General features: G+C 68.2%; 11 protein-coding genes and 1 tRNA gene. 5 read left to right on the top strand and 7 right to left on the bottom strand.

Annotated elements, in window-relative coordinates; all coding sequences use genetic code 11:
- The first annotated feature begins 11 nt into the window (after nucleotides 1-11).
- Nucleotides 12-1,136, top strand: coding sequence for an aminopeptidase (locus tag LT971_RS13185; RefSeq protein ID WP_237007404.1), 1,125 nt, complete (start codon nucleotides 12-14; stop codon nucleotides 1,134-1,136).
- 52 nt (nucleotides 1,137-1,188) lie between these two features.
- Nucleotides 1,189-1,596, top strand: a complete 408-nt coding sequence (locus LT971_RS13180; protein WP_237007403.1) for a hypothetical protein — start codon at nucleotides 1,189-1,191, stop codon at nucleotides 1,594-1,596.
- A 16-nt stretch (nucleotides 1,597-1,612) separates the two neighbouring features.
- Here the strand turns inward: LT971_RS13180 and LT971_RS13175 are convergent, their stop codons facing one another.
- Nucleotides 1,613-2,425, bottom strand: coding sequence for an HD domain-containing protein (locus LT971_RS13175; RefSeq protein ID WP_237007402.1), 813 nt, complete (start codon nucleotides 2,423-2,425; stop codon nucleotides 1,613-1,615).
- Nucleotides 2,426-2,645: 220 nt separating this feature from the next.
- Between LT971_RS13175 and LT971_RS13170 the strand changes: the two genes are divergently transcribed.
- The 3 genes from LT971_RS13170 (at nucleotide 2,646) to LT971_RS13160 (ending at nucleotide 4,649) form a co-directional block, all read left to right on the top strand.
- Nucleotides 2,646-2,948, top strand: coding sequence for a twin-arginine translocase TatA/TatE family subunit (locus LT971_RS13170; RefSeq protein WP_237007401.1), 303 nt, complete (start codon nucleotides 2,646-2,648; stop codon nucleotides 2,946-2,948).
- Nucleotides 2,949-2,989: 41 nt separating this feature from the next.
- Nucleotides 2,990-3,062: transfer RNA gene (locus LT971_RS13165), tRNA-Arg, on the top strand.
- Nucleotides 3,063-3,302: 240 nt separating this feature from the next.
- Nucleotides 3,303-4,649: a DUF7289 family protein gene (locus LT971_RS13160; RefSeq protein ID WP_237007400.1), complete on the top strand. Its 1,347-nt coding sequence runs from the start codon at nucleotides 3,303-3,305 to the stop codon at nucleotides 4,647-4,649.
- Here the strand turns inward: LT971_RS13160 and LT971_RS13155 are convergent.
- Genes LT971_RS13155 through LT971_RS13130 form a run of 6 tightly spaced genes read right to left on the bottom strand, consistent with a single transcriptional unit; the run spans nucleotide 4,646 to nucleotide 12,266 of the window.
- Nucleotides 4,646-5,440, bottom strand: a complete 795-nt coding sequence (locus LT971_RS13155; RefSeq protein WP_237007399.1) for a DUF7289 family protein — start codon at nucleotides 5,438-5,440, stop codon at nucleotides 4,646-4,648. The genes LT971_RS13160 and LT971_RS13155 overlap by 4 nt on opposite strands.
- Complete coding sequence (locus tag LT971_RS13150; protein ID WP_237007398.1) at nucleotides 5,433-5,882, bottom strand: DUF7266 family protein; 450 nt, start codon at nucleotides 5,880-5,882, stop codon at nucleotides 5,433-5,435. Before LT971_RS13150 ends, LT971_RS13155 begins: the two co-directional genes overlap by 8 nt.
- Nucleotides 5,870-6,448 (bottom strand): DUF7288 family protein, encoded by a 579-nt coding sequence (locus LT971_RS13145; RefSeq protein ID WP_237007397.1) that lies wholly within the window; start codon nucleotides 6,446-6,448, stop codon nucleotides 5,870-5,872. Before LT971_RS13145 ends, LT971_RS13150 begins: the two co-directional genes overlap by 13 nt.
- A 3-nt stretch (nucleotides 6,449-6,451) precedes the next feature.
- A complete protein-coding gene (locus tag LT971_RS13140) occupies nucleotides 6,452-6,895 on the bottom strand; it encodes a DUF7287 family protein (RefSeq protein WP_280337925.1) in 444 nt (147 codons plus the stop codon).
- A 5-nt stretch (nucleotides 6,896-6,900) separates the two neighbouring features.
- A complete protein-coding gene (locus LT971_RS13135) occupies nucleotides 6,901-8,925 on the bottom strand; it encodes a type II secretion system F family protein (protein ID WP_237007395.1) in 2,025 nt (674 codons plus the stop codon).
- On the bottom strand, nucleotides 8,922-12,266 hold the full coding sequence (locus LT971_RS13130; protein WP_425293281.1) for a type II/IV secretion system ATPase subunit: 3,345 nt from the start codon (nucleotides 12,264-12,266) through the stop codon (nucleotides 8,922-8,924). The genes LT971_RS13135 and LT971_RS13130 overlap by 4 nt, the downstream gene beginning before the upstream one ends.
- Nucleotides 12,267-12,323: the final 57 nt, after the last annotated feature.

Genomic DNA, 12,323 nt, shown 5'->3' with positions numbered 1-12,323 from the left:
CGGGTGGATGTATGGACGACAGAGTGCGGCGGCACGCCGAGATTCTCGTCGAAGACTGCGTCGAAGTCGAACCCGGGGACATGGTACAGGTCAGCGCCCCGGCCGTGGCCGAGGACCTCGTGGTCGCGGTGTACGAGAAGCTCGGGGAGATCGGGGCCCGGCCGTCGCTGACGTGGCGCAACAGCCGGGCGAGCCGGGCGTACTCGCGAGCGATGGACGAGGACGACTACACGCTGCTGGACCACCGGCTGGCGTCTCTCGAGGAGACGGACGCCTACATCGGCATCCGGGGCTCGGAGAACGTCGCCGAGACGAGCGACGTCCCGCCGGAGAACCAGACGGCGGCGCGCCGCGCGAACACGGAGATCCAGGAGCAACTCGCGGAGACGCGCTGGGTCGGTACCCAGTATCCGGCCGCCGGAAACGCCCAGAAGGCCGAGATGAGCACCGAGGCCTACGAGGACTTCGTCTACCGGGCCGTCGACCGCGACTGGGACGAGCAGCGCGCGTTCCAGGCCCAGATGGTCGAGATTCTCGACGGCGCGAGCGAAGTGCGCGTCGTCTCCGGCGAGGACACCGACCTGACGATGTCCGTCGACGGCATGATTCCCGAGAACGACGCCGACGACGCCAACATGCCCGGTGGGGAGGTGTTCACGGCGCCCGTCCCCGACAGCGTGGAGGGAACCGTCCACTTCGACCTGCCGCGGATGTGGCGCGGCGAGGAGATTCTGGACGCCCGGCTCACGTTCGAGGACGGCGAGGTCGTCGACTACTCGGCGAGCCAGCACGAAGAAGCTCTCGACGAGATTCTGGAGACCGACGAGGGCGCCCGACGGCTGGGCGAGCTGGGCATCGGCATGAACCGCGGCATCGACCAGTTCACGTACAACATGCTGTTCGACGAGAAGATGGGCGACACCGTCCACATGGCGCTGGGCCGCGCTTACGAGGAGAACGTCGGCGAGGACCGCGAGCGCAACGACTCCGGCATCCACGTGGACCTCATCACCGACATGAGCGAGGACTCGTTCATCGAGGTCGACGGAGAAGTCGTCCAGCGCGACGGGACGTTCGTCTTCGAGGACGGCTTCGAAGACGAGAGCGACCTCCCCGAGCAGGAAGCGACGGCGTAGACCTCGCGGACGGTGTCGCTGCGCTTATGCTGCCCCGGTAGCCAGACACCGTATGGCGACAGAGTCCGCCCAGCCCTCCCTCCACGATGTCGGCTACCGCCGACTGATACTGCTGGCGGGCGCCCTCTGGGGCGCTGCCCCGGCGCTCTCGTACAGTTTCGACCTCGTCCCCGGGGGCATTCCCGGTGGGTCGTTTTTCATCGGCGTCACCGTGATGACGACCACGCTCGCCGTACTGTTCCAGTTAGACAGCGAGACGCTCGCCGAACACGGAACCCGCGTCGAACTGGCGTGGTCGTACGCGCTGCTCGCACCCGTCTCGATCGTCGTGACCGCGCTCGTCGGGCCCGGCATGCTCGAGATTCCCATCGTCGGTTTGCTCGGCATCCTCGCCGGACCGCCCGTCGCGTCGCTGGTCTACGTCTGGCAGCGCGGCCCCGAGGCGTCGGTCTCGGCGTAACGCCCGGTACGGCCAGCTACAGTTCGATGCGTTCGACCAGTGCGTCACCCTCGCCCGTGGAGTTCAGCGCGACGATGCGCACGTCGTCCTCGATGCCCGAGCGGTGGAGTTTCTCCTTCAGGAGGTTGTCCACCTGGTAGACGCCGGCGGCGTTGCGCATCTCGATCTCGACGAGCACCGGCGCCTCGTCGCCCTCCTGAAGCGTGACCCGCTTGATTGCCTGACTGGACAGCGTGTTGATGCCGCGGCCGCCGCGCTCGTAGGGCAGCCGCGACCGGCCGTGCTCCATGTCGAGGCCGTCTGCGACCCGGATGACGCCGGCCTCCGTCGTCAGCGGGTCCTCCTCGGTGTGGTGGCAGAGAATCGCGTGCAGCACCTCGCCCTTGACGCGGACGGCGTCGGCCGTGTCGTAGAACTCCGGCAGGATGCGGTCGAGGATGTCGGCGGCCAGCGGAATCGAGTAGTAGGCGTGCTCGTCACGGTGGACCACGTGGCCGATGTCGTGGAGGGTCGCAGCGAGCGCGACGATGACCGACTCGTCGGCCTCGTCGAGACCCTGGTCGGCGGCGCCGTCGAACTCGACGCCGCCGCGCTTCAGCAGCTCGTACAGCCGTAGCGCGCGATTCCGCACGATCTCGATGTGCTTCGCGCCGTGGTCGTTGTACCCCTTGCGCTTGACGGGGTTGACGTTCTGCGCCTCGAGGTACGCGGTCACCTCCTCGTCGTTCAGCACGTACTCGAGGACGTCGTTCAGGCGGCCGTCGGGGAACGAGTGCTCCCGGTCGGGGGCGTACTCGCGCGTCGAGTTCGACTGTTTCGTGTCGGTCATACCGCCACAGGATTGGGTTCAGGGGCGGAAAAGTCCGCGGGTCACTCGACGGCGGGGACGCCACGCGTGCCCAGACCTGGAACCACCGGCATTGGTCGACTGTGTGTCAATTACACAAACGGCGGCTGTATCGCCCGCGAGAACCCAGATAGCAGTCGTTTCACCATCGCTGGAAGGAGCATAAAGCCTATAATTGCGAGAAGGCTACCCCAAGATAGCGATGTTCACCAGTACCCCACTGTTCGTCGGCGGGCTGCCGGGCGGCATGGAGTGGGCAGTCATCCTGCTCATTGCCGTCCTCCTGTTCGGTGCGAACAAGATCCCGAAGCTCGCCCGCTCGAGCGGCGAGGCAATCGGCGAGTTCCAGAAAGGCCGCGAGGAAGTCGAGCAGGAGCTCCAGGAGATGAAAGACGGCTCCGACCCGACTTCGGACGCCGAGGACTCCGACGTGGACGCCACGGACGTCGACACGGACACCACGACGAGCTCCAGTACGGACGCCGACGACACCGCCGCCAACTAGCGTAACCGTTTTTCTCCGCCACACCATCCCTCCTCGCAGGAGGGCGTGTGGCCAAGCGGACACGGCGAGAGGTTCCTAACCTCTAGATCGCGGGTTCGAGTCCCGTCACGCCCGCTCGTTCACGGCGTTCACTCGCGGCCGTGACGACCTTCGCGAACGCGTAGCGTTCGCTCAGTCCCGTCACGCCCGCGCAGCGACGAGTGAGTGTCGCGTGTGAGAAGTGACCCGGCACGGCCGTTCACTCGCCGCTCGTTCGGCGCCGCTGTGGCCGCTTCCGGGTTCTTTCGGCCGTTCCTGTCAGTTCGCTTCCGGTTGCCCGCCAACTTCTTGCACGCGGGGTGGCTACGGGGCGCCATGACACGCGGGGGTCGGGGGCAGGCCGAGACCATCGGCCTAGTGTTGCTGCTGGGCATCACCGCTCTCGGAGTGACGGCCATCGTCGCGCTCGCGGGACCCGCGCTCGACAGCGCACAGGAGGCGACGAACACGCAGCGCGTCGAGCAGTCCCTCAGCCAGCTGGACAGCCGGGCTGCGGTAGTGGCGCTCGGACAGACCGACAGCCAGTCGGTATCGCTGTCGAACTCGCGGAACGGCCAGTACCGCGTCGACCCCGACGCCGGCCGCATCTCGGTGGTGCGGCTCGACGAGAACGGCAGCGAGGTCGGCGACCCCATCGTGAACACGACGATGGGCGCGTTGCTGTACGAGCGCGGGGAGACGACGGTGGCGTTCCAGGGCGGCGGCGTCTGGCGGACGCGCGGCGCTGGCTCCGAGATGCTGTCGCCGCCGGAGTTCAACTACCAGGGCGCGACACTGACGCTGCCCGTGATTCGCGTCGGTGGGGAGGCGTCGACGTTCGCTGGAGCGCCGCGAGCGCGGGTGACGACCGACGAGGTCGACGTGTCGAAGTTCCCGACCGAGAACCGGTCGAATCCGCTGTCCGGGGGCACTGTCGTCGTCCGGGTGGACTCCGACTACTACCGGGGCTGGGAGCAGTTCTTCCGGGAACGCTCGACGGGCAACGTAACGGTGAACGAGTCGACGAATCAGGTCGAACTGGAGCTGGTCGCGCGCGGTGACGGCGGGAGCTACACGCTGCGGGAGACGCCAATCGAACTCCGCGGTCTCGGCGACGACGAACCCATCGAGAACCTGGCGTTCGCGATGTACCCGGACAAGGCGTCGTCGTTCAACGACCTGCACTGGGCGCTGATCGCCGACGACGGCGGGACGGACCGCTTCGAGGTGGAACTGGACGGCGGCAACCCCTGCAAGGGCGACGGTCCGACAGTCCTCGCCACGTACGAGGACGGCGGCACGGTCCACGAGTGGCAAAACGACACGGCGTGGACCGAGGGACAGAACTCGTCGTCGTCGTTCACCTACGAGTGCGACGGCGCAGACGAGAAGACGCCGTCGCTGTACTTCGACCTCGCTGGTGAAACGAACCTGACCTACCAGGACGGGACGTCGCCGCTGTCGAACGACTCCGTCGGCCACGTGGTGAACACGTACCTCGCGGAGATGGGGCCCAACGTCGACCTCGAGGTGACGTCGAAGGGGAAGAACAGTCCGCCGGGGAAGTCCGCCAGCACCGATCTCGACGCGTCGACGGTGGACGTCGAGTACAACTCGTCGAGCGGCCGCGTGCTCACGTTCCTGCACGTCACCGAGAACTCGGTGAACGTCACGCTCTCCTAGACGGAGACGTCGACGGCGACCGCCTGGACGTACACCTCGTCGCCGGGCAGCGGACAGGACACTCGCCCGTCGAGGCCGTCCGCGGGGCCAGTGCAGTCGACGCCGAGTTCGCCTTCGAGGTAGCGCTGCCAGGCAGTGGCTCGGGGCGTCGTGACGTTCAGTCGCGTGTCGGGGTCGTCGAAGATGCGGACGTCCCGGCCGTCCACGACCGTGCGGACCAGAACCCGTCTGGAGTTCGTGGCCGACACGCCACCGGAGCTGGCCTGCGTGATGACGAACGGCACGAACGTCCGGTCACCGCCCGACATCCGGGGTTCGTTCGAGAGGTACGCACCCTGGTCGTACTGCCGGATGACGGCGCCGTTGACGTACACGAGTTCGGCGCCACCCTCGACCTCGTACACGAGCGGAGTGACGTTCGTCGCGTAGTAGTCTGTGCCGCCGGCGGTGACGTTGAACGTCACCGGCTCGCCGAACGTGAGTTCGGCGTCGGACAGCAGTATCTCGGTGCTGCGGCGCGGCGCGCCGCGGACGGCGAGGTCTTCGACGTTGCCGTCGAGGACGTCTAGGGCCTGTTCGGCGTTGGTGGCCTGCTGGCTGTCGCGGGCGTCGTCGAGCACCTGGAAGCCGCCGACCGTGACGACGCCGACGGCCGTCACGACGAGGCCGAACACGAGCACGAATCCGACGACGTCACTGATCCCGCGGCCCGCGCCGATTCCGGGAGCGTCGGCGTCGTCCTCGTCGTAGTCGTCACCTCGGACTGACGGGCTGTCGCCGGGGCTAGTCACCGTCGGTCACCACCAGCGTGTCGTTGCCCGGGTCGTAGACGACCGCGAGGTCGCCGCTGTCGACGGTCGAGGCAGCCACCTCGGTCGTCGTGTCGAACGGGATTGTCACGTCCACGTCCGTCTGCTCGGCGACGAGCACGAGTTCGTCGCTGCCGCTCTCGTTGACGGCGACGTCGTATGGGCTGCCCGCGACCCGGCGCGGCACGTCGGCCTCGATGCGGACCGTCGTCGGGTCGTTCGTGCGGGCGAGCCGGTCGGCCGCCGCGAGGTCGGCGTTCACGCGCTCGCCGACGACCTCCAGTTCGGTCTGGGCGGCGCGCTGGCGCTGGTCGTCGACGAGCGTCCCGGCGGACAGCAGGAGAATCGTGATCAGCAGCGTCGCCACGCCCAGGTTGAGCACGTATCCCAGCGCCGTGGAGACGCCGCGGCTCACGTCCGCCACGCGACCACCTCCACCACGTAGACGCCGTACACCGTACCCGGGGAGTCGGGTCCGAGGTACGTCCCGTTCTCGACCGTGGTGCCGACCGGGTCGCCGTCGGCGGCCACGACCTGCTGGTGGTCGTAGACGGTGACCGTGCGCGTGGCGGCGACGGAGTCGGCGCTCGGTTCGCCCGTGTAGACGACGCGGCGCTGGCGGCGCTCCCCGTCGTCGGTGACGTAGTAGACGTTGACGTTGTACGCGACCGCGCGGTCGCCGAACGTCTCCCTGAGCGCGTCCCCGAACCTCGTGTTCGGCGGTGCACCCACGTAGTAGCCCTCCTCGCTGGCGTTCGCGAACTCGCCGCCAGAGGCGTTCCAGTGCCGGAGCGTCCCGGAGAGCGTACCGTCGCCGCGCGACGTTTCGAGGACGCTTGCGGCCGCTCGTTCGTGCTGTGTCTCGATGTGCTGGCTGGCTGTACTCGCCGTCAGCGGCGTCACTGCCGTCCCCTGGAGCGTGAACGCCACGGCCGCCACGACGACGATTGCGGCGGCGACGCCTTCGAGGGTGTGAGCCTGTGCGCGCATCCGCTACCACACCCTCACAATCAGTTCGAGGCGCCGGTCGTGGACGGTGACGGGCCGCCACGCCGTCGTCACGTCGGCGTTCGACGGCGTCTCCGGGCCGGCGGCTGCGCGCTCGCCGCCGACGGTCACCGGGCTGGAGGTGTTGCCGCTGGCGTTCTCGACGGTCACGTTCACGGTCCGGAACTGCGGGACTGCGAGCGCCCCGACCGGGTCCGGGTCGCCGAAGAAGTCGGCGGTCCGGTCGGCGTCCAGCACGTACTCGTCGCCGGCCGCGGTCAGGCGGTCCGCCGCGAGGTCGTCGGCGATCCGGTTCGCGGTCACCGGGTCGGCGGTCCCCGGGTCGGCGAACGGTGCGATGATGCCGGGCACGAACGCGAACGCGAACGCGGCCGTCACCAGGAAGACGCTGACGCCGACCGCGAAGTCCATCGTTGTCTGGCCTCGCATGGGAATCACGTGAACGAGAACGCGACGAGCGCGATGGTCGGCAACACGACTGCGAACTTCACGCCCGCCAGCAGCGACGCGTCCCGGATGTAGCCCGCGATGAACCCGGAGACGAGCCCCTGAATCGTGACGGCGTGGAAGAACAGCAGGCCGAGCACGTCGGTGTCGATGTCGCCGCCGAAGTCCATCTGCTCTGCGCCGGCCTGCGCCGCCTCACCGCCGCCACCGGACGCCGACAGGCCCGCCATCGTCCCGAGGAACTTCACCTCGAGGATGATCATCACTGCCAGCAGCGTCAGGTACGTCATCAGGATGATGACGACCTGCATGCGCGCCCGCGACCGGCGTTCGCGCTGGATGTCGTCCTGGTTCTCGCTGGCCTGTGCGGCCGTCGTGAGCACGGCCGTAATCTGGCTGGAGGCCTCCTGTGCTTTCGCGACGAGTTTGACCGTCCGAGCCAGCCGGGGGAGGTGGTACTTGTTGTTGAACTCGACGAGCGCGCGCCGCAGGCTCGTGCCGTAGTTCACCTTCGCGTACATCACCTCGAACTCCTCGCCGAGCTTCCCGCTGGTGGTGTCGGCGACCGTCTTCACGGACTCCAGCAGCGTCATGCCGGTGTCGTTCGCCGAGGAGAGCTTCCGGAGGTTGTCAGAGAGCTTGTTCGTGATGCGGTGCCGGGAGCGGACGTTCCACTCGCGGAACACCGCCAGCGGCACGCCGACGGCGTACAGCGGCACGTAGACGTAGACGAACGTCCCCCAGATCGGCTGGGCGACGAGGCCGTCGTAGGTCGTCGGCGCGACGCCACCGAGCACCGCGAACGTGATGACGACGAGCGTGACCGGGACGGTGAACGCGAGCGTGAACAGCGGCTGGTCGCGGAAGAAGCCGGCCGGGTGCGTGAGCAACCGCAGCGTCTCGTGGGTGCCCTCGCGGCTCCGGATGCGGTCGAAGATGCCGTGCTCGCCGACGAACCGCTCGACGAGCCCGAGGTCGCGCAGGCCGGGCTCCCGGTTTGTCACTTCGCCGTCGTCGCCGAGCGCGAGGTAGCCGTCGCCCGGCTCGTCCTGTTTGACCGTCGCGACGAGCACGAGGAATCCCACGCCGATGATGGGCGTGAGGACGTAGACGGTCGCGTACAGCAGGAACATCTGGGCCTGCCCGAGCATGCTCATGATGACGAGGATGATGATGAGCAACAGCGGGAACAGCGACAGCGTCATGTACATCTCGCCGAACAGCTCGAGGGTCTCGAGGGTGAGCTCCTGTTCCTGTTTGGCGGTCCGCATGTGTTTGTCCTTCTTGTCCGCGAGGAACTCCGTCATGTCCCCGCCGGAGTTGATGATGGAGAGCATGTCCGTCAGGAACTGGCTGAGTTCGTCGCTCGGCGTCTCCATCGCGCGGTTCCGGACCGCCGTCCGGTAGTCGGTGTCGAAGTACTCGGTCTCCTGGACGATGGCCCGGAACTCCATGGCGACCTCGCCGTACGTGTCGTCGGCCTTCGCCATCGACTCCAGAATCTCGAGCTGGTTCATGCCGCCGATGGAGAGGGCGTACATGAACGAGACGGAGTCCGCCAGCAGCATGTTGATCTCGCGCTCCCGGCTGCTCGACCGCATGTAGGGGACCGCGATGATGCCGCCGAAACCGAGCGTGAACCCCATGAACCCGAACACGAGCCCGGTGGTGACGACCAGCGCGGGGACTTTCAGGGCGCGAATGATCGCCAGCAGCGTCTCGTTCGGGACGGGGACGCCGATGAGTGACTCCGTCCCGACGAGTCCGAGGTAGAACAGAACGTACCCGAGGCCGAGCCCGAGTACCCACAGCAGGCCGCCGACCAGCGCACCGACGCCGAGCGCCCGCGACACGAACAGCTCCACGGGGTCGTCCATCCGGGCTTCCGCGAGTTTCGTCTCCATGTCGGCGACGAAGTCGCTGCGCTCGTCGAACACCCGCAGGTACAGCGGGTAGAAGGCGTCGGCGAGCGCGTCCGCGCCCTGTCCGAAGCTGCGGGAGCCAGTACTCATTCGCCGTCGGCCTCCGCTCCATCCGGCCCGAGGGCGTCACCGTCACCCTCGCCCCCGCCGCGCTCGTCGGTGGGTTCGGTACGGTCGTCGACGAGGTCCCGTGGGTCGACGGGCTGGTCACCGTCCTCGTCGCCCGCGTCGCTCTGCTCGCCGTCGGCCACTTCGGACGGACGGTCGCCGTCAGTGACCTCGGTCGGGCTGGCGGCGCCGCCGCTGGTCTCGTCGACCGAGTGGCTGTCCCCGGCGCTGTCGGCCGCGGGCTGGCCGCCGTCGGCCGCCTCGCCCGCGCTGTCGGCGTCGTCGTCGTCGGGCTCGAAGTCGCCGAACCTCTCCGACGAGTCGGGTGCCGTGCGGAGGTCGTCGAGGTCGCTGTCCGTCACCCGCTCGATCGCACCCTCGAGGTCGTCGGCGTCCAGTCCCCGGGTGTCGGCGACGACGTCGGTTTCGGCGGCGTGTTCGGGCGCCAGCGCTGCAGCCAGCGAGTCGGGTTCGGTGTCCTCGTGCTCGGCGAGCACGCCGCCCTCCTCGCGCGACTCGGCGACGACGGCCTCGGCCTCCGCGAGCACCGACTCACTGGGGTCCGGCCGCGGCACCATCTCCTCCTTGTCCGGGTCGACGTCGATGAGCACGCTCTCCATCCCCCGGAGGTCTTCCAGCGCCTCCTCGAGCTGGTCGTTCGCGACGAGCCCGAGAATCGTCTCCGGGTCGTTGATGTACGCCTGCGCGGTCGCTGCGACCTGCGCGTACTCGTTGAGGTCCTCCGTGATGAGGTAGGCCAGCAGCACGCGGCGCTCCTGGAGGTGGCGGTCCAGCTCCATCTGGGTCCACCCGCGGTCGAAGCGGATCTCCTCCAGCGTCGAGGAGTCCGCGGTCTGTCGGTACTCGTCACCCTCGGGCTCCCACTGGAACACGTCGTTGACGTTGATCTCGTCGTTCTCCGGGTCGTAGCGGTTGATCTCGGTGATGGAGCGGTTGCGGCGGACCTTCTTGCCGGCGACCCGGGTCTGGGACTGGATGGAGACCAGGTCGAGGGCGGTGAACAGCGTCTTCGAGACGCTGATGGGTTCGGTCGTGAACCGCTTGAGGACCTCGCCGACGTTGTCGGCGTGGAACGTCGTGTACGTCGTGTGGCCCGTCGACATGACCTGGAAGAGGGTGCGGCCCTCCTCGCCGCGCACCTCCCCCATCACGATGTAGTCGGGGCGCTGGCGGAGCGCGGCCTCCAGCAGGTCGAACTCGTCGATGTCCCCGGATTCGTCCTCTCCGAAGCTCGGCCGGGTGACGGAGGCGATCCAGTTGCGCTGCGGCAGCTCGACCTCCCGGGTGTCCTCGATGGAGACGATCTTCGCGTTGCTCGGGATGAACAGCGAGACGGCGTTCAGGCTCGTGGTCTTCCCGGACGCGGTGCCGCCCGCGAACACGATGGACTTGTCGTTCTCGATGCACAGCCAGAGGAACGCCATCTCGTCCAGCGAGAACGTCTGCCAGTTCACGAGGTCGATGGGCGTGAACGGCACGTCCTTGAACTGGCGGATGGTGTAGTTCGTGCCGTGGTCGCTGACTTCCTGCCCGAGGGTGAGCTGGGCGCGCGAGCCGTCCGGCAGCGTCGCGTCGACCTGCGGCTGGCGCTTCGAGATGCCCTTCCCGGAGCGCTGCGCGAGCTTCACGACGAAGTCGTCGAGGCTCTCCTCGCCGTGGTGGACGTTCGTGATGAGGTTCTCGTAGTCCGTGTGGTAGACGAACGCCGGCGAGTTCCAGCCGTCGACGGAGATGTCCTCGACGTTGATGTCGTGTTTGACGGGGTCGATGCGCTCGTACCCGACGAAGTCCCGCTGGAGCGTGTACAGCAGCGTCTCCACCTGGTACTCGGTGAGCTCGTCCGGGTCCTCGGCGAGCACGGCGGGCTCCGGGCGCGCGGTGATGCCGTCGAGGTGCGGGCCGTCGTCCGCCTCGTCCTCGCCGTGGAGTTCCCGGAGCCCGAGCGCGCCGAGCAACTGGTCGACGTACGAGTCGCCGGCGTCGGGGTCCTCGAAGAGGTCGTAGCGGTCCAGCAGCTTCCGGGTCTCGCGCTCGATGACCGCCCGGCGCTGGTCGGCGTCGGCGGCCGCCGCCACGTCGTCGCTGGCGTACTTGATGGCGGTGCGTAGCTTCCCCGTCAGGAACTCCTGGAGGTCGCGCTCGATCTCGTTGCGGTACGGCTCGACGACGTAGTACTTCTCCTCGTTCTCGCGGTCGCTGTGGAAGATGACGACGAACGCCGCGGGCTTGTTCACCCAGTAGCGCTCGACCTCGCTGAAGTGACGCTTCTTCTCCATCGGCACCGCCTTCTCGAGGTCGTAGCGGTTCGCCAGCGTCGTGTGTCCCTCCAGCGTCGAGAAGAACGCGTCCTCGTCGACGTCCTCGCGGACGTTGACGGTGCGTTCGTCCTCGAGGTCGAGCATCTCGTCGGCGGCTGTCTCCTTGATAGAGAGCCACGTCTCGATGGTCTCGGGGTCGAACCCGAGCGCCGCCGTCGGGTCGAACCGCTCGATGACCCCGTCTTCGTCGCGGGGGCGCGTCCAGTCGTTCTCGCCGACGTAGTAGTACTCGCGCTTGTAGTGCTCCCAGAGCCAGTCGTCTTTCAGGACCGGCGTCGTCTCCGGGTTCGTGTACTCGTCGAAGAACGCGTGGAGGCGCTTCGCGCGCCGTCCTGCCTCGTCGACGACGGCGTCCCGCGCTTTCGGCTCGAACCCGAGGTCCGGCGTCGGGTCGGCGTCCATGTTCGCCCAGTCGGGCCTCGGCGGCGACGCGCCGAGGTCGTCCCAGTCCGGGTACGGCGGACGGGCCTCGACGGGCTCGGCGTCGTCGTCGTCCTGCTCGGCTTCGGCTTCCGCCTCGCGTTGCGCGAGGTGGGCGCGTGCCCGCTCGCGCCGCTCCCGGACGCTGTCCGCGGCGCCCTCTGGGCCGTACTCGTCGAGGTAGTCAACCCACGTGTAGTCGCCGACGGTAGCGCCGGGGTCCGACTCGACGCGCTCGACCGCCGGTTCGAGCTCGGTGGCAGCGAACGCCTTCGGCCGGTCGCGTGCCTCCGGGGCTCCCGTTCGGTCGTCGTCTCCGGTGGCCGCGTCGCCGCCGACGCCGACGCGCTCGACTGCCGACTCGAGGGCGGTCGCGTCCACGCCCGGCGTCTCGTCCGTGGTCTCGGCTCCCTCGCCACTGGCCGCTCCGCCTTCGCTGTCGTCGTCGGTCACGCGCCGAACTGCCGGCTCCAGCGACCGGTCGGGCTCACTCTCGGCCCCCGGCTCGCGCTGCTCGCCGCCGTCGACGGGCCCCCCGTCCGTCTCGGCGTCGTCCCCTGGCATTGGCTGGTTCTGGCAGCCGAGCCGGAAAAACCCTTGCGACGATTTCGCAAGACGTTG

Origin of the sequence: Halobacterium rubrum (genome assembly GCF_021729015.1) — an archaeon.
GTDB classification, from domain to species: domain Archaea; phylum Halobacteriota; class Halobacteria; order Halobacteriales; family Halobacteriaceae; genus Halobacterium; species Halobacterium rubrum.
This window is presented reverse-complemented; position numbering and strand designations above follow the sequence as displayed.